A 21,199-nucleotide genomic window follows, 5' to 3' on the forward strand; every position below is an offset into this window, starting at 1 on the left:
GATCATCCGGGGAGCGCCGCTCTCGTATCTCGGGCGGCCTCACGCACCGCGAGCACCAGCAGCAGCTGGGCGAGGAGATAGGTGCTCATCACCCAGAAACCCTGGACCGGCAGCGTCATGACGTCGAAGGCGTCCAGCGCGATGAGCGCGTCGGAGACGACGAACACCGCTCCCCCGATGCCCGCCATGGGGCCGAGGCCGGTCGCGAGCGCGGCCATCGTCGTGAGCGCTGCGGCGTAGACGATGATCGCGGGCAGCAGCACTCCTGCCTCGGGCGCGCACAGCACGACGATCGACGCCCCTGCCGCCGGATAGGGCGCCAGGAGCAGAGGTCGGACGAGCAACGACTGCTGACGGTACGGCCAGAACGCGATCGCGTAGATGATCTGCGCGCCCAGGAAGAAGCCGACCATCACGAGGAAGGACATGCTCTCCGGGGCGAAGCGCGGCCCCGAGTCCCCCAGCCAGGACAGACCCAGGGCGAGGAGCGTGAGGCGCACGAGGGAGCTGCGCGGAGGTGAGGTGCCCGCCCACAGCACGCCGGCGAGCGCTGGCATCAGCACCAGCTGGCTGGCATCGGCAAGCGGGCTGCTGCCCATCAGTTGGGCGGCCAGATGGACGGCCGACACCACGACCAGGACTCCCATCGCAAGACGCATGGGCGAAGCGTAGGCGGGACCGCGGCCGTGCGGACCCTCCGCCGGATATTCAGGCTTCGGGAGCCGCAGGCCCGTCCCAGGTGTATGTGTGCACGGGCCGGTCCGCGGGGACGTCATCTGCGGAATCCGGGAACTCGTCCATCACCGTGAAAGTGGCCCACTCCCAGTAGTCCTTGAGGGCCTGCGCGGCAGGTTCCGGGATCTCGGCCGTGTCCACGGCACGGGAGAACACAGTGACCGCGGCCTGGTTCAGATCCTCATGGGAACCGTTGCCGGCGTGGAGGCGGTCCACCTGCGCCGCCGGGCCGAAGCGCTCGGTGTACGCGGGCGGGCCTCCGAGCGCCTGGGCCAGGTAGGTGGCCAGGCGCTCCACGTGGTCCTCGGCGTAGCCGTGGGAGAAGGGGTGGGAGAGGAGGGGATCGACCAGTGCGAGGGCGTGCCACCGCTGAGCCAGACGCCTCATCGCGTCCATCCCGCCGGCGACCTCGTAGATGCTCCCCTGCATGCTTGGATCGTACGCCGTGCTGGGTCGGGCGGGGCGGCTCCCCCGATGCAGAATCTCCTGGCCGACGCCGCGACCGGGTGCCAGACTGGTGCGATGGCCTCCCCGACCCAGCCCGCTGACCTCGACGAACTCCTCGACCTGGCCTCCTCCCATGGTCTCGAGCTCGAGCGCTCCTCGCTCCGCACCGAGGAGATCGGGCTCGACTTCCGCGTCGCGATCGCCCACACCGACGCTGGCGACGGATGGGTGCTGCGGATCCCGCGCCGCCCAGATGTGCTGGCCCGGGCGGGGGTCGAAGGGCGCCTGCTCGCCATGGTCGCTCCACATCTCAGCGTCCCGGTACCTGACTGGCGCATCCACACCCCGGAGCTCATCGCGTACCCGCTGCTTCCCGGCACCCCGGGGCTCACGCTCGACCCGAGCGGCACCGTCACCTGGAACGTCGACATGGCATCCCCCGCCTATGCCGCATCGCTCGGCGAGGTCGTGGCGCAGTTGCACAGGGTCGACACCGCGGTTGCCGCCGAGACCGGCATCGACGTGCGGTCCCCCGAGTCCGTCCGCGAATCCTGGCGGCAGGATCTCGAGCGCGTCGCGGACGCCTTCGACATCGCTCCCGCCCTCTGGGAGCGGTGGAACGCGTGGGTGGCCGAGGACAGCTACTGGCCGCATCACACCGTGCTCACCCACGGCGAGATCTACCCCGCCCACACGCTGGTTCAGGACGAACGGATCTCCGCGATCCTCGACTGGACCACCGCATCCGTCGGCGATCCTGCGAAGGACCTGATGTTCTACCAGGGCAGCGCCCCCGAAGAAGCATTCTCCCTCACCCTCGAGCACTACGTGCGCGGCGGCGGTCAGGTGTGGCCGCGGCTCGCCGAGCACTGCACCGAGATGATCGCCGCCAGCGCCGTCGGATACGCGCTCTATGCGTTGGAGACCGGCGAGAGTGCGCACCGGGAAGCAGCCGTCGCTGCCCTGAACCCGCCCGCGGAGGCGTGAATCACGCGCACCGTAATCGTTCCGTGACCTGCGGAACACGAGCGTCCCAGCTCACACCACCTGCGACGCCACGCCTGCACCTCACCATCCCTGCAGGTCACGCCCGCGCTCGGCATCATCTCGAGCGTCATCTGATCGGTAGGCCGAGGTAAAGATGCCGTCACCGGTAGTCCATATGCCTTGCCGCGAGGGGGGAGGGCGGACCTACGGTGGCGATCGTTCGTCAGACGCGAGATACACGACGCGAGACGTGTGGGGCCCACCAGAGGCGTGAGGTCCACCAGACATCCGAGACCCGCGAGATTTGCGAAAGGACGTGTTCATGTCCCAGCACAACACGCACGCCATCAGGACCCCTAAGAGCGCCATGTTCCGCCGTGGCATGACCCGCACCGCCGTCAGCCTCGCCGGAGGCGCGATCGTCGCCACCGGCATGCTCGCCACCGGCTCCGCCGCGAACGCTGCGGGCGGCTGGGACGAGGTCGCCCAGTGCGAATCCGGCGGCGACTGGTCGATCAACACCGGCAATGGCTACTACGGCGGCCTGCAGTTCTCCCAGCAGACGTGGGACGCCTTCGGCGGCTCGCAGTACGCCTCCACCGCCGACCAGGCCTCGAAGAGCCAGCAGATCGCCATCGGCGAGAAGGTCCTCGCGGGCCAGGGCGCCGGCGCGTGGCCGAACTGCGGTTCCGCCCTCTCCGGTGGCGCCGACACCAGCGGTGCGCCCGCCGAGTCCGAGAACGACGACTCCGAGCAGCAGGAGTCCCAGGACTCCGGCCAGCAGGAGGAGCAGAAGAGCTCCGACTCCCAGCAGCAGGAGTCCACCCCTGCCCGCGAGAGCGAGCAGAAGGCGAACCGCTCCACGGAGCGTCAGCCCACCGAGAAGCAGGGTGACTGGAGCTGCGACGGCGACGGCATCGCGGACAACTGCGACGACAACGGCTTCACCAAGGAGACCGAGCAGAAGCAGCAGGCCGAGAAGCCCGCCGAGAAGCCTGCCGCTCCGGCCGAGGCCCCCAAGGCCGAGCAGCCCAAGCAGTCCGAGACCGAGCAGCAGGCACCCGCCGGTGAGCCCGGCTCGCAGGCGACCGGCGACCTCTCCGTGGCCGGCACCCTCGACGTCGACGGCAAGATGGGCCCGAAGACGATCACCGCCCTCCAGGATTGGCTGGGCGTGGAGCAGACCGGTGAGATGAACGAGGAGACCACCCTCGCACTCCAGGCCTGGGCAGGTACCGAGCAGGACGGCGTCATCGGCGAGAAGACCGTCGCGGGCCTCCAGCACGAGGTCGGTGCCACCCAGAACGGTTCCGACGAGATCGATGAGGACACCACGGAGGTCGTGCAGACCTTCCTCAACCTCTACTGATCACTCCGCGGCCACACGCCGCACACGCGGCATCACCGCGCATCCCGGACGGCCGGGCCACCCTCAGGGGCGGCCCGGCCGTTCGTCGTCCCCGAGGGCTAAGGCACCGCTCGAGGCATCCCGCCACCGCCCATCCACGGGCGAGTTCCACCGCCCCAGCGACGCGGCAATCCATGGCAACTTCAGTGAAACTGTGACGTAAGCCCTCGACCTCGAGGTCCCGAAGTTCCTGGGTCGACATCAAAGGCACTGGTGAGAGCGGTGCGTGCGGAAACGCTCGTCGAGACCACGGGGCACTTTCGCTGCAACAGATGGCAAGAACGTCCCGCTTTCAACTGTTCCGCACAGACTCAGATCACTCGTTCCGTTCGGCTGCGTACAGCCACGGCGACCAGGGCGAACCCGATCCGCTGTCCGCACCCCGATGCGTGTGATCGCCGGCGCCCCCTCAACGATGAGACTGAAGGAGCACAATGATGAGCACCACCGCAGCCCACGTGCCCGCGCAGAGTTCGGCCGCACGGACTCGGCCGTTCGGCTGGCGCGACAAGATCGGGTACATGTTCGGGGACTTCGGGAACGACTTCACGTTCATCCTGCAGTCCACCTTCTTCCTGATCTTCTACACCAACGTCATGGGCATCAACGCCGCCCACGTCGGCACCTTGCTCTTCGCAGCCCGCATCCTCGATGCGTTCACGGACGTCGGCGCCGGGCGCCTCATCGACGTGCTGAAGCCGGGCAGGAGCGGCCGCTTCAAGCCCTGGCTGCTGCGCATCATGATCCCGGTCTCCGGCGCAGCCTTCCTCATGTTCTCGCCCTTCCTGCAGGACGGCAGCTACGGCATGCGTCTGGGCTGGATGATCTTCACCTACTTCCTGTGGGGCACGGTCTTCTACACGCTGATCAACATCCCCTACGGCTCCATGGCCTCCGTGATCTCGAACAAGGCCGAGCACCGCGCCTCGCTGTCGGTGTTCCGCTCCCTCGGCGCGACTCTCGCGAACCTGGCCATCTCCGTGGTCCTGCCGCTGGTCGTGTTCGTCCAGATCAACGGTCAGTCCGAGCTGTCCGGCACCCGGATGATGCTCGCAGCAGCGGGCTGCGGCATCCTCGCAGTCCTCTGCTACCTCCTGTGCTTCGTGAACGTGCAGGAGCGCGTCCATACCGCTCCGAAGCCCAAGGGCGAGCGCATGGGCTTCGCACAGACCATGGGCACCCTGGTCACGAACCGTGCGCTGACCGGCCTCGTCACCAGCTCCCTGTTCATGCTGGTCGCCTTCATGACGCTCGGCACGATCATGCCGTACCTGTTCAACGAGTACTTCAACAACGGCCAGCTGCTCAGCGCCGTGAACTTCGTGGGGCTCGCACCGACCCTGCTGCTGGTCCCCTTCGCCTCGAAGCTGGCCAAGACATTCGGCAAGAAGGAGGTCGGCGTCACCGGTCTGGCAGTCGGGATCGCCGCCGCCCTGGTCATGTACTTCCTCCGCACCGACAGCCCGTACGTGTTCATGGGCGGATACGCCGTGCTCATGTTCGGCCTCATGGCGCTGAACATCCTGATCTGGGCGTTCATCACCGATGTGATCGACTACCAGGAGATCCGCACCGGTGAGCGCAACGACGCGACCGTGTACGCGACCTACTCCTGGGCGCGCAAGCTCGGGCAGGCCGTCGCCGGTGGCCTCACCGGCTGGGCGCTGGGCTGGATCGGATACGAGTCCACCGCCGGTGAGAACATCGTCCAGGCGGATCAGGTGCTCGACGGCATCTACAACCTCGCCACCCTGTTGCCGGCCGCGCTGCTGCTGGTCTCGGCGCTGGCTCTGATCTTCTGGTACCCGCTGTCCAAGAAGCGCGTCGACGCGAATATTGCGACACTTGAGCAGAAGCACGCCGCGGAGGAAGCGCAGGCCTGAGACACCGCCCCATCGGCGGCCCCGGCGCAGGGGCCGCCGATGAGACGGCACATCGGAAGCGTCACGAGGTGGCGCCCCACCCACCTATCCGGCCCGCGCCGCGGGCCACCACCAGTCACAGAGGACAGGAGACACCATGTCGGAGAAGGTAGAGAAGAAGGTACGGCTCGGGATCATCGGGCTGGGCGCCCAGGGCGGGATGTACGCCGGCGTCATCGCCGAGGGCAAGGTACCGGGCATGAGCCTCGGCGCGATCGCGGACGTCGATCCCGCGAAGCAGGACGTCGCCACCGAGAAGCACCCGGGCGTGCCCTTCTACGAGGACTACATCGCGATGCTCGACTCCGGGGATGTCGACGCCGTGGTCACCACGGTCCCGCACTTCCTGCACGCCGAGATGACCATCACCGCGATCGGCAAGGGCATCCACACCCTCACCGAGAAGCCGGCCGGCGTCTACACGAAGCAGGTCGAGGAGATGAACGACTTCGCGGCCGCACACCCCGAGACGACCTTCGCCATCATGTTCAACCAGCGCACCAACCCGGTCTACACGGACCTCAAGGCGCTGATCGACTCCGGAGAGCTCGGGAAGCTGCGCCACACCTCGTGGATCATCACGACCTGGTGGCGCCCGCAGGGCTACTACGACCAGTCGGCGTGGCGCGCGACCTGGGGCGGCGAGGGCGGCGGCGTGTTGGTCAACCAGGCCCCCCACCAGCTCGACCTGTGGCAGTGGCTGTGCGGCACCCCGCAGAAGGTCTTCGCGAAGCTGGCCTTCGGCTTCCAGCGCGACATCGCCACCGAGGACGAGGTCAATGCGGTCGTCGACTTCGGTGACGGTGCCACCGGGCACTTCATGACCTCCACGAACGACATCATCGGAACCGACCGTCTGGAGATGCTGTTCGACCAGGGCAAGGTCGTGGTCGACGCCTCGAAGAAGGTCACCATCACCCGACTGGCGGAGCCCGAACGAGACCTCAGCGCGAAGATGTCGATGCAGGACGTCGCCAAGCTGTTCCGTGGCGAGATGGATCCCTCGGAGGTGTACACCACCGAGGTCAAGGACTACGAGTCCGTCTGGGGCAAGCAGCACATCGATGTCCTGACCAACTTCGCCGCCCACGTCAACGAGGGCACCCCGCTGATCGCGGACGGCGCCGAGGGCATCAACGGTGTGCGCCTGGCCTCCGGCATGCAGTTGTCTGCCTGGACCGGTCGCGAGATCGACCTGGTCGACTATCCGGCCGAGGAGTACCTCGCCGAGCTGAACACGCGCATCGAGGCCGAGGGTACGTACCCCGTCCGATCCTGAACGACCTCACCACATCACCCCTGACGACCTTCGAAGGAGAGACTCCATGCCCGTCCTCGGACTCCAGCTCATGATGCTCAAGGACCAGATCAACGAGAAGGGGATGTACGAGGTGCTGCGCCAGGTGCGCGAGCTCGACATCGACGCCGTCGAGGTCTCCCAGGTGGAGATGACCGACGAGCTGATCGACGACCTGGTGCGAGGCAAGGCCGACTTCGGCGTCGAGACCGCCGCGATGAGCGCCTCGATCGCCCCCGGCGGCAACGGCTTCGCGCTGGAGACCGAGTTCGACCGCGCCGTCGACGCCTGTGCGAAGACCGGTTCCCGGTTCCTGCGGATCGGCATGATGCCGTTCTCGGCGATGACCTCGAAGGAGGCCTGCGAGGCGTGGGCCGCCTCCGTGGAGCCGTACGCAGCTCGCCTCGCCGAGCAGGGCATCACGCTGTGCTATCACAACCACCACGTGGACCTCATCCGGTTCGACGATGAGCTGATCTTCGACGTCGTGCGCCGGGTGGCGCCGTCGCTGCTGTTCGAGGTGGACCTGCACTGGGTCCAGCGTGGCGGCATGGCGCCGCTGGACATGCTCGCGGCCTACTCGGGCGCCTGCAAGCTGATCCACGTCAAGGACTTCCGCGTCGCCCCGCTCCCCGCGGACATCGTCGAGAAGTTCGAGGCGAAGGAGATCGACATGAAGGAGTTCTACGGCGCGTTCCTGGCGCTGGGTCAGTTCGCCGAGGTCGGCCAGGGCAACATGAACTGGCCCGAGCTGCTGCCCGCCGCCGAGAAGGCCGGCGCCGAGTACTTCCTCATCGAGCAGGACGACACCTATGGGCGCGACCCGATCGACTGCATTCGCGAATCCCGCGAGTACCTGAAGTCCATCGGGTACTGACCTCCCCTCGCTCTGCGGTCCCGATGCCCGGTCCCGCCTGCTCCGGCAGGTGGCACCGGGCATCGTGCTGTCCGGCTCAGCGCTCGCCAGCGGCAGGCATCAGGTAGGTGCGGATCTCCCGTATCCGCGCGGTCTTCGAGGCCCCTGCGAAGCGGATCACGTGGCAGAAGTCCACCCGCTGCGTACCGCGCACGAGGTAGCCGTCGCAGGCTGCCAGGCGACCGTGGTTCAGAACGGTGAGGATCTCACCTCGCTCTGCGTCGAGCGGCGGCGGCACGATGTCGCCAGGGGCTTCTGCGTCTTCGGCGCCGACGAGCACCCAGGTCGCGTCCTCGCGCAGCCAGCCGCGCACTGTCCCGTCCTCCCTCGCCGCCCAGGCCGTCACCAGGTCGGCGACGATCGCCATCCGCGGGGAGTTGCCGCAGTCGGTCGGGATGCTCATCTGCATACTTCGACATCCTAGGACGGCGCCTACGCGGCGTCACCTGCGTGACGCCCCTTCGTCACCCCCACGGCGCACACTGGGGGCATGACTTCGACGACGGATGACCCGGGAACCGACATCGACCGCATGCGGCAGTGGATCCGGCGCTGGGGCCGCTTGCACCTCGAGGACGAGAACGTCACCTCGCTGGGCATCGGGCACAAGGAGATCGGTGGCCGCCGCACCGGGCCGGTGTGCATCCAGTTCACGGTGCGTCGGAAGCTCGATCCTGCCGAGCTGGAGAGCGCTGCGACCCGCGCGCTCCCGGAAGTCATCGCCATCGATGCCGTCGAGGTTCCCACGGATGTCGTCGAGCGGTCGTTCGTCCCCGCCTATGAGGTGGTGCCGGAGGCGATCGATGATGAGCGGACGCGTCGCGCCGACCCGTTGCGCCCGGGAGTGAGCGTCTCGCATCCGACGGTCTCCGCCGGCACCGCGGGCGCCATCGTCCACGACCGTCGCACGGGCGATCCTGTCCTGCTGTCGAACTGGCACGTCCTGCAGGGACCCGACGGTTCCATCGGCGACGAGGTCCTGCAGCCCGGAACCCATGACGACAACTCGGGTGATCCGCGCAACGTCGTCGGCCGCCTGCTGCGCTCTCACCTCGGCGTCGCAGGGGACGGCGCGATCGCTTCTCTGGACCGCCGCGAATCGGACCCGTCGATCCTGGGGCTGGACGTCGTCCCCGAGGAGATCGGTGACCCCGAGCTCGGGGACCGCGTGGTCAAGTCAGGCCGCACGACGGGAGTGACCCACGGTCTGGTCTCCCGGATCCATACGATCGTGTCCCTCGACTACGACGACGGGAAGGGTGAGCAGAGCATCGGCGGATTCGAGATCGAACCGGACCCGCGACGGTCCGACGAGCAGGTCTCGCTGAGCGATGGTGGGGACTCCGGTGCCGTGTGGATGCTCAAGGCCGGCAACGGCCGGACCTCCACCGTGATGGGCGGTCTGCACTTCGCCGGAGCCGACAGTGCGGACGGGCAGGAGCGGGCACTGGCCAATTACGCCTCCTCGCTCCGGGACCGCCTCGGCTTCTCCCTGTCCCCCGCCACCGCAGAGGCGGAGGCCGCCGCACAGGCGAGCGCCCGGGGCTACGACCCGGATTTCCTGGCCCATCCGGTCGCAGTGCCCGAGCTGACGCCCGAGCACCGCAAGGACGCGGCCGAGGTCGACGGGGACCCTCTCGTCCCGTACACGCACTTCTCCCTGGTGCAGTCCTCCTCGCGCCGCTTCGCGCGGTTCGTCGCGTGGAACATCGACGGGGGCCGCCTGCAGCGGATCAGCCGCGAGGGGCAGGGGTTCACCCTGGATGATCGCCTTCCGGACGAGGTCCAGGCCGGGGAGGACCTGTACCGGGGCAACGATCTCGACCGCGGGCACCTCGCTCGCCGCGCCGACCTCACCTGGGGGCCGACCGCCGAGGCCCAGCAGGCCAACCGGGACTCCTTCACGTTCACGAACATCGCCCCGCAGATGGCGCAGTTCAATCAGTCCGGCCGGGGCGGCGTCTGGGGCGAGGTGGAGAACTCCCTGTTCGAGCAGGTCGAGGTGCAGCAGCTGCGGGTCAGCGTGATCGGCGGACCGGTGTTCGACGAGAACGACCGGGAGTATCGCGGGATGCAGTTGCCGAGCACGTACTACAAGGCCGTCTACTACGTCGTCGAGGACGAGCTGCGGGTGCAGTCGTTCCTGCTCACGCAGGACCTCCACGGCCTCGAACGCCTGGACTTCTCCGCGTTCTCCACGTACCTGGTGAGTCTCGACGAGATCACCGAGCGCACCGGGCTCACCTTCGCATCGGCGGACGACGAGCGCTCCGCGCGAGCTGGTGCACGCACGGAGGCTGCCCCTCCGAGTCTCCTGGAGAGCACGGAGCAGATCCCCTGGTGAGGCCCCTCGCGTCGGGCGGCGCGCTGACGGCCGAGCCTGACCGCGATCCTGCTGCTCCGGCCTGAGAATCGCCCTCCAGGAGCGGCGGCGACGACGAGAGTCCCCTCACGGAATTCGCCTTCCTGATCGGGCCCTGGACGCTTCTGCAACGCGATGCCAGGATTCGGGGCGTAGCGTCGCCCGCGCCGTCAACCTCAGGAGGCACAGTGAAGGTCCCCAGCACCTCGAAGCTTCGAACCACGTTCGCCGCGGTCTCGTTCGCGGCCATCGTGGCCTTGACCGGATGCAGCGATGACCAGGCCGCTCCGACGGGCGCCAGCGATGGAGGCGGCCAGCCGCCCGCCGCGAGCGATGGCGGAGGCAGTCCCCTCGCCGGCAGCGACGGTGGCGGCCAGGCCGCGCCCGAGGCCGACGTCTCGGACGTGCCCGACGTCGTCGCCGAAGTCAATGGCGAGAAGATCGCCAAGGACGAGTTCGTGACCGCGTACGAATCGCAGTTCCAGCAGGCCGCGATGCAGCAGCAGTCCACCGGCCAGGAGGTCGACCAGACCGAGCTGAAGAAGCAGGTCGCCAATCAGCTCGTGGACAACCGCCTGCTGCAGCAGGCGGCGGGCGATGCCGGCATCGAGGCCACCGATGCGGATATCGACGCCACCCTCGAGGAGATCGCCGCCCAGAACAACATGGGCTCCGCCGACGAGGTCATCGCGGCGCTCGAGCAGCAGGGCATGAGCGAGGAGGACGTGCGCAGCGACGCCGCCTCCCAGTTCACGCTCACCACCTTCATCGAGCAGGAGGCGGACGTCAAGGAGCCGACCGACGAGGAGCTGAAGGCCCAGTACGACGAACTCGTCGCGCAGCAGTCCCAGGCCGGTGGCCAGCAGTCGGAGGTCCCGCCCTTCGAAGAGGTCAAGGACCAGCTCGCGCAGCAGGCGGTCTCCCAGCAGCAGAACGAGGCGGCGACCGAGATCGCCTCGGGCCTGCGTGAGCAGGGCGACGTCACCGTCAACATCTGAGAGACCCCACGGGGAGACGGCGCGACCCCGCCGACGGGATGACCGGCATCGAGTCCGGTCGTCCCGTCGACGGCAGACCCCGCGCTCTCAGAGGTCGCGGCGGGTGCGCTTGCGCACGGAGTTGCGCACCGAGAGCGCGATGACCACGGCCAGCAGCGCGTAGATCACGAGCGTGATCGGGCTGGAGAACAGCACCCGCGGGTCCCCGACGGAGGACAGCAGCGCATCGCGCAGCGAGCTCTCTGCGAGCGGGCCCAGCACCATCCCGATCATGAGCGGGGCGACGGGGTAGTCGTAGCGGCGCATCACGAAGCCGAGCACGCCGATCACGAGCAGCAGCACCAGGTCGAAGGCCGCTCCCGAGGTCGCGTAGATCCCCAGCCCGCAGAAGAGCGTGATCCCCGCGTAGAGCTGCGGCTTCGGGATCAGCAGCAGCTTCGCCCACAGTTGGGCGAAGGGCAGGTTGATGATCAGCAGCACCACCATCGCCAGGAAGAAGCTGGCCAGCAGTGCCCAGACCAGCTCCGGGCTGCGGTCGAACAGCAGCGGTCCGGGCTGCAGGCCGTACTGCTTGAAGGCGGCAAGCATGATCGCCGCGGTCGCCGAGACCGGTAAGCCCAGGGCGAGCAGGGCGCCCATCGCCATACCCGTGGTGGCGTTGCCGGCAGCCTCGGGCGCCGCGAGACCACGGATGGCGCCCTTGCCGAACTTCGGCACTCGGCGCCGACGGTCCAGACGGCGCTCGGCCTCGTAGGCGAGGAAGGTGGGGACCTCGGCGCCGCCGGCGGGGATCACCCCGAAGGGCAGCCCGATGAGTGTGCCGCGACCCCAGGCCGGGGCGGCCTCGGCGAACTCCTTGCGGCTCAGGAACGGTCTGCCGGCGACACGGGTCTCGAGGTCTTCCCGTTCCCGCTTGACCCGGGAGACCACGTAGAGGACCTCACCGAGTGCGAGGACGCCGACGGTCACGGTCACCAGGGAGATGCCGTCGAACAGCTGCGGGGAGCCCAGGGTGAAGCGTGTCAGGCCCGAGACGCCGTCGGTGCCCACCAAGGTGATCCCGATCCCGAGCACGAGCGCCGCGAGGCCCTTGAGGACGTTGTCGGAGACCACGGAGGAGGTGGCGACGAAGGCGAACAGGGCCAGGGCGAAGAATTCCGGGGGCCCGAAGCTGGAGGACAGGGCCACCAGGGTCGGCGAGAGGAACACGACCAGGACGGAGGCGACCATGCCGCCGATGAAGGCGCCGATCGCGGCGGTGGCGAGGGCCTGCGGGGCGCGCCCGTCGTTCGCCATGCGATGACCCTCGAAGGTCGAGGCGATCGCGGAGGCCTGCCCGGGGGTGTTCAGGAGGATCGCCATCGTCGAGTCGCCGAACAGGCCACCGAAGTACACGCCGGCGAACAGGATGAACGCCGCGGTCGGATCGAGGGCGAAGGTCATCGGCAGCAGGAGCGCCACCGCCATCGAGGAGCCGAGGCCGGGGAGCACGCCGACGGCGGTGCCGAGCAGGCAGCCGACGATCACCCAGAGGATGTTCATCGGAGTGAGGGCTCCTGCGAAGCCCTGCATCAGGAGGTCGAGCTGTTCCATCAGAATCCACCTCCCAGGATGCCGGAGGGCAGGATCAGGCCCAGCCCGGTGCTGAAGATCAGGTAGACGACCGAGCTGAGGAACAGCGCGATCAGGATGTCGAACACCGGTCGACGGGAGCCGAATCCGTGCGCCGTGCACCAGAACAGCAGGGCACCGGCCAGGATCCAGCCGGCCCACGGCAGCAGCAGGGCGAAGGCGAGGAAGCCTCCGGCGACCCAGGCCAGTGCCACGAAATCGGAGTGGGTGCGATACGTGCGCTGCGGCGTCTCCGAGGCCGTCCCTGGTGCCGTGTCCGCCTCTGCGACCGGCTCCGGCGTACGCAGCACACCGAGCGCGAGGAGCACGGCCAGCAGCAGCCCGACCGATCCGAGGATCACGGGGAAGAAGCGGGGCCCGGGGAAGTCGGTGCTGCCAGCATCCAGGAGGGCCGAGCCGATCAGCAGGAACAGGCTGAAGGCCGCGAGGATCGCGGGCATCAGCAGGGCGGAACGACCGTGCCAGAAGCTCTGCTGCTTCCCCGCGGGCCCGTTCCCGGTGCTGTCCACGCCGGTCATCCGTTGATCTCCGCGAACAGTCCGGCGATCCGCTCGGTCTCGTCGGCGACGTACTGCGTCAGCTCCTCACCGACCAGGGGGACTTCCTTCCAGTAGTACCGCTTCACGGCGTCCTTCCATTCGGGGGCCGCGACGGCTTCCGTGATCAGGACCTCGAGCTCGCCGATCTCTTCCGCGGTCACCACGGGCGGCGCGAACAGGGCCCGCCAGTTCGTCAGAGTGACGTCGTATCCGAGCTCGGTCAGAGTGGGGATGTCGACCCCGTCCAGCCGCTCCGGTGCCACCACGCCGAGACCGCGCAGACGCCCGGCCTCGATCTGCGGGAGCATGTCGGCGAAGCCACCGGCAGTGGCCTGGGCGGTCCCGTTGAGCAGGGCCTGGATCGCTTCGCCACCACCGTCGGAGGAGATGTAGGTGGTCTCCTGCGGGGCGATGCCGGCCGCGAGCGCCAGGTCGGTCATGACCAGCTGATCGAAGGAGCCGCCGCCGGTCCAGGGCATTGCCGGAGGATCCGAGCGCCAGGCCTCGAGCAGGGATTCGAGGTCCTGGTGCGGGGATTCGGCAGGCACGGTGACCACCGCGTACTCCTCGACGACGCGGGCGATCGGGGTCACGTCCGTGATCACGGATTCGGTGCTGAACTGGATCTGCGCCGCGATCTGGCCGGTCCCGCCGACCATCAGGGTGTTGGGTTCGTTCAGCTGGCCGACGCTGCCCAGGGCGATCGTGCCGCCCGCGCCGGGGATGTTCACCACCTGCACGTTGCCGACCAGACTGTTGGACCGCATCGTCTGCTGCATCTCGCGCTGGAACGCATCCCAGCCGCCTCCGGCGGCGGCGGGCGCGACCAGCGTCAAGTTGGCGCGGACATTGGTGCCGCCCGCAGCTGCTCGGATCGACTGGTAGGCGGCAACTCCGATGACCGGGACCGCGAGGACCCCGAATCCGATGCTGAACGCGCGCCGACGGGTCGGGGGCGAGTCCTGCGGCTCGTCGCCGGCGACAGGGGGCATGGACACGACTCCTTCGTCATGGACGCCGCCGAGGGGATGTGGACCCGGCGGGATGGTCGCCCAGTCTAAGCATGATCCGCGCAGTCTTCGTGTACAGGGCCCACGCATCGACTAGGGTTCCCAGGACCCGACCTCGTCAAGGAGCTCCTATGTCAGTTCTCGTCGCCGGAACCGAGACGCCTGCTGGTCACGCTGCATATCTCTTCGCGATCACCGAGGCGCGGCGACGCGGGGAAGGTCTCGTGTACTTCCTCCTCGACGGTGAGCACACTCCCTCGGAATCGCTCGGAGACATCTCCGAGACGATCGAGCGTCCCGATGACCGCACCCACTCCCCCGCCGGTGATCTGATCGATCGTGCGGAGCGCGACGACATCTCGGCAGTCGTGATCGGCGTGCGCCATCGCACGGCGGTCGCCAAGCTCTTCCTCGGCTCCTCCGCCCAGCAGATCATCCTCGAGGCGAACAAGCCGGTCATCTGTATCAAGTCCTGATCGCTCCGGCGCGCGCCGACGACAGATACCCGGCTGCGTCGACCTCCCAGTGGTCGAGCACGGGCACCCAGGGCGCTCAGCCGATGGAGAGCCAGTCCGACCAGCCCGTCGACTTCTCGTCGTCACCACTGGCCCCGTCGCGGAGGCTGACCTTGAAGCGCACCTTCCGGTGTTCGGCCAGATCGGATCCATCGCAGAAATGGGTGGAGAACGCTCCCTTGGCGTTGTGGCATTCTCCGGTCCGTCCGTAGTCCGTCTGCCATGCGGTGACCACTCGCTTGCCGTCGCGGACGGTGTCGTGAGCCGCGAAGACGTCTCCTTGGGGATTGAAGCATCCGAGGCCCGCGTCGTCGGCGAGCCACAGGCACCGCTGGTGGGGCGCGGCGGCTTCGAAGTCCTCCGCGGCGGCGGGCGCTGCTGCCGCGGCGGTTCCCCCGACCATCATGGCGCCTGCCAGGAGGATCGAGCTGATTCTGCGGGTTCTCATGGGGTTCCTCTGTTCGGGCGGCTGCGTTGCCGCGAGATGGACGAGCCTAGAAGCCCGCCCGAGAGGGACCGAGTACCTTTGCCTGCTTGACGCACACGACGATCGTCCGTCCACCGGGCCGACGATCGTCTGTCCACCGGAGCACGTGACACGCCCGGCCCTGCATCACCCCGTGACGGGAGACGGACGTGCCGGAGGCCCGACCCAGGCGGGAGGAGGGTTCTGCCGCATCCGACGAGCAGCTCGAGTGCCCGGGCCGCGCTCGGCCCGGGCACTCGACGTGGAGATCAGCGCACCGCGGTGCAGTCGCTCAGATCTCGCCCTTCTTCAGCGCCCCGGCAAGATACTCGGCCTGACGGATCGCCAGGGCCACGATCGTCAGCGTCGGGTTCGCGGCGGCTCCGGTGGTGAACTGCGAGCCGTCGGAGATGAACAGGTTCGGCACGTCGTGGGCTCTGCCCCATTTGTCGACCACGCCGTCCTCGGGCCGCTCGCTCATGCGGCAGGTGCCGAGGTTGTGCGTGGACGGATACGGCGTGGTGCGGTGAGTGCTCACCGCGCCGACCGCGTTGTACAGGCGGGTCGCCGCACCGTAGGCGTGCTTGCGCATCGCTCCGTCGTTGGCGTGGTCATCGACGTGCACGTGCGCCGCCGGCAGCCCGTGCTGGTCGGTCACCGTGGAGTTCAGGGTGACCGCATTGGACTCCTGCGGCATGTCCTCCCCCACCAGCCAGCAGCCGGCGGTGTGCGCATAGGCATCCAGCAGCTTCGTGAAGTCGGGGCCCCAGGCTCCTGGCTCCACGAAGCTCGCCATGAAGGCGGGGCCCAGGGAGATCGTCTGGATGTAGTAGCCGCCGGCGAAGCCTCGGGCAGGGTTGTGCACGGACTCGTCGGAGATGTTCCCGGCCATGGTCTCGCCGCGGTACATGTTCACCGGCATGTCGAACTGGGCGTAGACGCTGCCGGTCATGTGGCGCATGTAGTTGCGACCCACCTGCCCGGAGGAGTTCGCGAGCCCGTCGGGGAACATCGAGGAGGAGCTGAGGTGCAGCAGGCGCGGGGTCTCGATCGAGTTCCCGGCCACGCACACCACTTTGGCGGCCTGACGGTGCAGGTTGCCGTCCTGGTCGAGGTAGATCACTGCGTTCGCGCGGCCGGTGCGGTCATGGAGGATCTGTGCGACATGGGAGTCGGGGCGCAGATCCAGCAGGCCGGTCTCCAGCGCACGCGGGATCTCGCGCACCATGGTCGACCATTTGGACTTGTTCTTGTCGCCCTGGAAATTGAAGCCGTCCTGGATGGAGGCCGGACGGCCGTCATAGGGCGCGGCGTTCGTGCCGTAGGGGCCGGTCGCGTAGTAGCGATAACCGAGCTTCTCGGCTCCAGCTGCGAGCACCTTGTAGTTGTTGTTCGCCGGCAGCGGCGGGCGCCCGCCGCGGTGGGTGGAGCCGATCGCGTCCTCGGCACGCGTGTAGTAGGGATCGAGGTCTTCGGAGGAGATCGGCCAATCCAGCAGGCTGGCGCCGTCGATGCGGCCATAGGTGCTGCGCGCCTTGAACTCGTGCGCCTTGAAGCGCGGTGTCGCCCCGGACCAGTGCGTGGTCGTCCCGCCGACGGCCTTCACGATCCAGGTGGGCAGGTTGGGGAAGTCCTGGGCGATGCGCCACGAACCCGAGGTGGTGCGCGCATCGGTCCAGGCCATCTGGTTGAAGGCCTCCCACTCGAGGTTCATGTAGTCCTCATTGCGCAGGTACGGACCGGCTTCGAGCACGACGCACTCGATGCCCTGCTTGGTCAGCTCGTAGGCGAGGGTGCCGCCACCGGCTCCCGAGCCGATGATGACGACGGTCTCGGTGTCATGGTCGATCGTGGTGGTGTTCATGCTGTGCCCTTCCTTCCGGACCCGGTACGTCCTGCGCGCGCACTGCTCTGCCCGGCCGGGACCGCGGCCCCGCGGGTGCTCGCGGTGCTGGCGACGGTGGGCAGATCGGAGACGACCTCCTGCAGCGGTTCGCCGTCGTACTCCTCGATCCGCGGCTCGGGCAACCAGTCCAGGTCGTCGAACCCACGATCGACGTAGCCGCCCTTCTCGAAGGACGGGCCCTCGTAGCCGAGCGCGTCCCACACCTCCTCGTCCTCGTACAGGGTCACCACGACCGTCTGCCGCACGAAGCCGAAGAAGGTCGTGTGCTGGATCCGCAACAGGAGCGGCAGCGCCTCCTGCGGTGTCAGCTGCGCGAAGCGTCCCTCTGCCAGGCCTTGGAGGGAATCCAGGCCCTGGGCGAGCTTGACCCGCATCCAGATGCTCTCCGCCGCCTGCTTCCGCACGGTGGCGGCGGCTCGTCCATAGGCGGAGTCCGGAACCCCTTCGTGCGGGAACGCGGCTTTGATCAGGGCGATCAGGGTGCTCTCGGCCTCTTCGGTTCCTTCGACGTCGTTGACGGTGTCGCTGCTCTGCGATGCGCTCATGACATCTCCTTCCCACTGCATCATCGACAGTGATGTGAGGCACAACCTAGGACCGGTGTGCGGGGGCGGCAATCAGCGTTATCGCAGGGCGAGAAGGGGCGTCATCCCGGTCAGGCGTGGTGACTGCCGAGGCGATAGGCACGACCGGCACGGGAGGCGCAGGCTCGCACTCGGTCCTCGACGTGACGGATCCGCCCCTCGTAGGCCGCAACAGGCGCCGAGACCGCGACGGATCCGATGAGCATGCCGTCGTCGGCCTTGATCGAGCCCGCGAGGCAGTCCGTTCCGAGCCGGAACTCCTGGTGCTCCCAGGCGATGCCCCGCTCGGCGATCTCGTCGAGCTGCCGGCGCAGCGCCGCAGGATCGGTGAGGGTGCGATCGGTGTGGGCGCGCAGATCACCACCGGAGAGGTACGTATCGCGCTCCTCGATCTCCAGAGCGCTGAGCCCGACCTTCCCGAAGGCGGTGGCGTGCGGGCTCTCGTGGAAACCGAATCCGAGCGGGGACAGCCTCGGGAACTGCGGGGACTCGGAGACATGGACGACGACGAAGTCGGTGCCGCGATGGATGGCCAGGTAGGCGGCCATCCCGAGGTCTCGATGCATCGCATGCACCTCCTCGCGGACGGCACGCGGGATGCCGAGGTCCTCGTGGAGGCCGACGGCCAGTCGATGCAGCTGGTAACCGAGCGCGAAGCGCTTCTCCTCCTTGAGGTGGACGAGGTATTCCTCGCGGATCAGCTCCTGCGCGATGCGGTACACCGTCGGCAGCGGTATCGAGGTGGCGTCGGCGATGGCACGCGCCGTGCTGCTGCCGCCTGCGGCGACGGCCTCGAGCACGGCGAGCGCGCGGGCGATCTGTCCGGTCGGGGCCTCATCGTCCCGATCGTGCATGACGGTCATGTGTCCCCCTCATGGTCTGAGCTCATTGTGCCGCAGAAACTGTTCTTGCCTTGCGAGAATCCTCCTACCGCACACAGGGTGAGCAGGGCAGGATGTGCTCACCATCCCGATCTGAAAGGACCCGACGATGATCCTCATCAACGTGAAGTTCCCGGTGAAGCCCGAATACGCCGAGCAGTGGCCCGAGATCTCCCGGGAGTTCACCGAGACGACCCTGGCCGAACCGGGCAACCTGTGGTTCGAGTGGTCCCGCAGCGTGAAGGACCCCGACACCTATGTGCTGATCGAGGCGTTCACCGACGAGGGCGCCGAGCCCCACGTGAAGTCCGAGCACTTCAAGAAAATGCAGGCGGAGTTCCCGCAGTACCTCACGTCCACCCCGCAGATCATCTCCCAGCAGATCGACAGCGAGGGCTGGGGCCCGATGGGGGAGATCACCGTCGAGTGAGGGGTCAGCGCCCTCCGCGTCGGCCCGTGGTCGTGACCGGCGTGGCCCCGGGCCGCCCCCACTGGGGCAGCGGCCGGCTGGTCCCTCCCCCGGTGGGGGTGCCCTCGGCGTCGGTGCGCCAGGTCCAGCAGGCGTGGCGCCCGGCGGGCCAGCCGTCCGGGACGTCCTCCCAGTCCTCGCCGCGCCCATAGGGCGTCATGTCCAGCAGGCTCATCGAGAAGTTGACCGCCTCGTTGCCGCGTCCGGTGGTGCGGTAGGTGAGGAAGACCCGGTCGCCGTCGCGCAGGAAGCTCGCCAGGTGCCCCATGTCGCCGCCGATCGGGGCGGGGGCCTCCCGCACCGAGTACCAGGGCACGCGGCGGTAGCCCATGAACGTGGTGAAGGGATGGACCTCCTGCCAGAGCCCGGTGGTGAGGACGGCGAGCGAGACGCCATGGGCGTTCAGGTAGGTCGCGTCGTGGAGATGCCAGGCGGTGGTGGTGCAGCCCTCGCACTGCCCCTGGTGCGGGGCTCCGTCGTGCCACATGTGCTGATAGACCATGAGCCGGTCCCGCCCCTCGAACAGGGACAGGAACGGCACGGATCCGACGGGACCGGTGACCGGGGTGCTCCCGTCGACTTCCACCATCGGCAGTCGGCGCCGCGCCGCGGCGATCGCATCGCCTTCGCGGGTGTGCGCCTTCTCCCGGACCAGCAGCTCGTCGCGGGCGGTCTGCCAGGTCTCCAGGTCCACCTCGGGCGGGCGACCCGAAGGGTGCGTCGACGGTGTGCTCATCGCTCGGCGCTCCCGCCCGTCTCTCCGGCAGGTCCGCTGCGGTCCCACGCGGAGCCGGGCGGCCTGGACAGGTAAGTCGGCGCGTACTCGAGCAGCTGGAGACCGCCCTCGAAGGTGCGGGCGGCTACGAGGTCGAGGGCGAAGTCCTCGAACTGCTCCCAGATCCTCTCCAGCCCGGTGCGCCCGGTGACCACCGGGAACAGGATGATGCGGAAGCGGTCCACCAGGCCTGCCTTCATCAGCGAATGGCTGAGCCGGATGCTGCCCGTGGTGGTCAGCGGTGCGGTCGCAGTGCGCTTCAACTCCCTCACCGTCTCGATCGCATCGGTGCTGATGAGGGTGGAGTTCGGCCAGGTCAGCGGCTCCTCGAGGGTCGAGGAGAAGACGATCTTCGGGACCTCGGCCATCTGCGCGAAGCTGGCCCGCTCCTCCTCGGAGACGTCGTTCTCCTCGGCCTGCCGGGCCATCTGCGACATCAGACGGTAGGTGGTGGCGCCCATCAGCGTGACGGAGTCCGGCTGTTCGCCCAGCCAGGCGAGATACTCGGGGCTCTCGAGCCCCCACCAGCCCGGCCAGCCCTCGCCGGCGGCGCAGCCGTCGAGGGAGAGGATGAAGTCGACCAGCAGCTCGCCGGCGGCGTTCCCTGCTGGCACATCGGTGTCTGTGGTGCTGGTATCGCTCATCGGCGATCGCTCCTCGGGATGCCTGCCCGGCGGATGCCGAGGCGGGGTCCATCTACCCAAGCACGGCGGCCGGTCCCCGTCCAGGGCCCGAGGCGACCGACCGGACGAACCAGCTGCCGTTGCTGCGGGCGAGGATCGGCTCCCCGTCACGGGTCATCAGCACCTGCCAGGGCAGCCCATAGCCCAGCCCGATCCAGATCGCAGCACCGATCCCCAGCAGCACCACGGAGACCGTGCCGAACCCCTCCGCCTGCAGCCCGACGGCCAGCACGCTGCAGGCGGCGACGACCGTGAAGTATCCGAAGGCACTCTCGGGGCTCTTCGCGTCGCGGCGCATCCGGTCACGGTGACGGATCCACCGCGCGATGTAGAGGACGGCCAGCACCGCAGCGATGAGCACCCCGAGCACCAGCATCACCAGCGCCGCACCATCGGCCCCGGCCGTGCGCACCCCGACCGACACGATCCCGGTCACCATCACCCGAGCGAAATACCCCGGAGCGAGCCCCGCGAGCGACTGGTCGGCGCGCGCGGCGAGGGTCGGAGCAGTCGTGGTCGAGGAAGGCGCTGCACCACTGTGCGACGGATACGGTGACCTGGGGCACCGAGATATGCCTTGCACCCGCCAAACCTTGCACCCAGTGCAACTTGGCACCTAATCTCGTGCGCGGCAGCATCAGCCGCGCGAGGATCGGGGAAGCGGCCT

The 21,199-nt window shown here is 68.3% G+C and carries 22 protein-coding genes; 9 read left to right on the top strand and 13 right to left on the bottom strand.

Annotated elements, in window-relative coordinates:
- Positions 1-2: 2 nt before the first annotated feature.
- Positions 3-659, bottom strand: a complete 657-nt coding sequence (locus INT51_RS00400) for a lysoplasmalogenase family protein (RefSeq protein WP_193103221.1) — start codon at positions 657-659, stop codon at positions 3-5.
- Between the two features lie 49 nt (positions 660-708).
- The gene (locus INT51_RS00405) at positions 709-1,164 is read right to left on the bottom strand and encodes an oxidoreductase (RefSeq protein ID WP_193103222.1); all 456 of its coding nucleotides are present in this window, start codon (positions 1,162-1,164) and stop codon (positions 709-711) included.
- Positions 1,165-1,257: 93 nt separating this feature from the next.
- Between INT51_RS00405 and INT51_RS00410 the strand changes: the two genes are divergently transcribed.
- From INT51_RS00410 to INT51_RS00430, 5 genes are all read left to right on the top strand, one after another.
- Positions 1,258-2,169 (top strand): macrolide 2'-phosphotransferase, encoded by a 912-nt coding sequence (locus INT51_RS00410; protein ID WP_193103223.1) that lies wholly within the window; start codon positions 1,258-1,260, stop codon positions 2,167-2,169.
- 322 nt (positions 2,170-2,491) lie between these two features.
- Positions 2,492-3,538 (top strand): transglycosylase family protein, encoded by a 1,047-nt coding sequence (locus INT51_RS00415; protein WP_193103224.1) that lies wholly within the window; start codon positions 2,492-2,494, stop codon positions 3,536-3,538.
- A gap of 476 nt (positions 3,539-4,014) precedes the next feature.
- Positions 4,015-5,460 (top strand): MFS transporter, encoded by a 1,446-nt coding sequence (locus INT51_RS00420; protein WP_193103225.1) that lies wholly within the window; start codon positions 4,015-4,017, stop codon positions 5,458-5,460.
- Between the two features lie 136 nt (positions 5,461-5,596).
- The gene (locus INT51_RS00425; RefSeq protein WP_193103226.1) at positions 5,597-6,778 is read left to right on the top strand and encodes a Gfo/Idh/MocA family protein; all 1,182 of its coding nucleotides are present in this window, start codon (positions 5,597-5,599) and stop codon (positions 6,776-6,778) included.
- Between the two features lie 46 nt (positions 6,779-6,824).
- Positions 6,825-7,673, top strand: a complete 849-nt coding sequence (locus INT51_RS00430) for a sugar phosphate isomerase/epimerase (RefSeq protein WP_193103227.1) — start codon at positions 6,825-6,827, stop codon at positions 7,671-7,673.
- Positions 7,674-7,749: 76 nt separating this feature from the next.
- Here the strand turns inward: INT51_RS00430 and INT51_RS00435 are convergent, their stop codons facing one another.
- A complete protein-coding gene (locus INT51_RS00435) occupies positions 7,750-8,115 on the bottom strand; it encodes a hypothetical protein (protein WP_193103228.1) in 366 nt (121 codons plus the stop codon).
- Positions 8,116-8,202: 87 nt separating this feature from the next.
- On the opposite strand from INT51_RS00435, the gene INT51_RS00440 reads away from it, so the two are divergent.
- Both INT51_RS00440 and INT51_RS00445 read left to right on the top strand, forming a co-directional pair.
- Complete coding sequence (locus INT51_RS00440; RefSeq protein ID WP_193103229.1) at positions 8,203-10,056, top strand: DNA/RNA non-specific endonuclease; 1,854 nt, start codon at positions 8,203-8,205, stop codon at positions 10,054-10,056.
- 206 nt (positions 10,057-10,262) lie between these two features.
- A complete protein-coding gene (locus INT51_RS00445; RefSeq protein ID WP_193103230.1) occupies positions 10,263-11,072 on the top strand; it encodes a SurA N-terminal domain-containing protein in 810 nt (269 codons plus the stop codon).
- Between the two features lie 87 nt (positions 11,073-11,159).
- Here the strand turns inward: INT51_RS00445 and INT51_RS00450 are convergent, their stop codons facing one another.
- The 3 genes from INT51_RS00450 to INT51_RS00460 are packed head-to-tail and all read right to left on the bottom strand — an operon-like array spanning position 11,160 to position 14,235.
- On the bottom strand, positions 11,160-12,665 hold the full coding sequence (locus INT51_RS00450; protein WP_193103231.1) for a tripartite tricarboxylate transporter permease: 1,506 nt from the start codon (positions 12,663-12,665) through the stop codon (positions 11,160-11,162).
- Positions 12,665-13,222: a tripartite tricarboxylate transporter TctB family protein gene (locus tag INT51_RS00455; RefSeq protein WP_193103232.1), complete on the bottom strand. Its 558-nt coding sequence runs from the start codon at positions 13,220-13,222 to the stop codon at positions 12,665-12,667. The genes INT51_RS00450 and INT51_RS00455 overlap by 1 nt, the downstream gene beginning before the upstream one ends.
- The gene (locus INT51_RS00460; RefSeq protein ID WP_193103233.1) at positions 13,219-14,235 is read right to left on the bottom strand and encodes a tripartite tricarboxylate transporter substrate binding protein; all 1,017 of its coding nucleotides are present in this window, start codon (positions 14,233-14,235) and stop codon (positions 13,219-13,221) included. Before INT51_RS00460 ends, INT51_RS00455 begins: the two co-directional genes overlap by 4 nt.
- A gap of 149 nt (positions 14,236-14,384) precedes the next feature.
- Between INT51_RS00460 and INT51_RS00465 the strand changes: the two genes are divergently transcribed.
- Positions 14,385-14,729, top strand: coding sequence for a universal stress protein (locus INT51_RS00465; RefSeq protein WP_193103234.1), 345 nt, complete (start codon positions 14,385-14,387; stop codon positions 14,727-14,729).
- 76 nt (positions 14,730-14,805) lie between these two features.
- On the opposite strand, the gene INT51_RS00470 is transcribed toward INT51_RS00465, so the two are convergent.
- From INT51_RS00470 to INT51_RS00485, 4 genes are all read right to left on the bottom strand, one after another.
- The gene (locus tag INT51_RS00470; protein ID WP_193103235.1) at positions 14,806-15,216 is read right to left on the bottom strand and encodes a hypothetical protein; all 411 of its coding nucleotides are present in this window, start codon (positions 15,214-15,216) and stop codon (positions 14,806-14,808) included.
- A gap of 310 nt (positions 15,217-15,526) precedes the next feature.
- Complete coding sequence (locus INT51_RS00475) at positions 15,527-17,098, bottom strand: GMC family oxidoreductase (protein WP_193103236.1); 1,572 nt, start codon at positions 17,096-17,098, stop codon at positions 15,527-15,529.
- Positions 17,095-17,685, bottom strand: a complete 591-nt coding sequence (locus INT51_RS00480) for a hypothetical protein (RefSeq protein ID WP_193103237.1) — start codon at positions 17,683-17,685, stop codon at positions 17,095-17,097. Before INT51_RS00480 ends, INT51_RS00475 begins: the two co-directional genes overlap by 4 nt.
- Before the next feature lie 110 nt (positions 17,686-17,795).
- Positions 17,796-18,587: an IclR family transcriptional regulator gene (locus INT51_RS00485; protein WP_193103238.1), complete on the bottom strand. Its 792-nt coding sequence runs from the start codon at positions 18,585-18,587 to the stop codon at positions 17,796-17,798.
- Positions 18,588-18,714: 127 nt separating this feature from the next.
- Between INT51_RS00485 and INT51_RS00490 the strand changes: the two genes are divergently transcribed.
- Positions 18,715-19,035 carry a putative quinol monooxygenase gene (locus tag INT51_RS00490; RefSeq protein ID WP_193103239.1) on the top strand — a complete coding sequence of 107 codons (321 nt, stop codon included), beginning with the start codon at positions 18,715-18,717 and terminating at the stop codon, positions 19,033-19,035.
- A 4-nt stretch (positions 19,036-19,039) separates the two neighbouring features.
- On the opposite strand, the gene INT51_RS00495 is transcribed toward INT51_RS00490, so the two are convergent.
- Genes INT51_RS00495 through INT51_RS00505 form a run of 3 tightly spaced genes read right to left on the bottom strand, consistent with a single transcriptional unit; the run spans position 19,040 to position 21,148 of the window.
- Positions 19,040-19,810, bottom strand: a complete 771-nt coding sequence (locus tag INT51_RS00495; protein WP_193103240.1) for a DUF899 family protein — start codon at positions 19,808-19,810, stop codon at positions 19,040-19,042.
- Positions 19,807-20,493 (bottom strand): dihydrofolate reductase family protein, encoded by a 687-nt coding sequence (locus tag INT51_RS00500; RefSeq protein ID WP_193103241.1) that lies wholly within the window; start codon positions 20,491-20,493, stop codon positions 19,807-19,809. Before INT51_RS00500 ends, INT51_RS00495 begins: the two co-directional genes overlap by 4 nt.
- Before the next feature lie 52 nt (positions 20,494-20,545).
- A complete protein-coding gene (locus INT51_RS00505; RefSeq protein WP_370540769.1) occupies positions 20,546-21,148 on the bottom strand; it encodes a hypothetical protein in 603 nt (200 codons plus the stop codon).
- Between the last annotated feature and the right edge of the window lie 51 nt (positions 21,149-21,199).

Origin of the sequence: Brachybacterium sp. FME24 (assembly GCF_014897705.1) — a bacterium.
In the GTDB taxonomy this organism is placed as follows: domain Bacteria; phylum Actinomycetota; class Actinomycetes; order Actinomycetales; family Dermabacteraceae; genus Brachybacterium.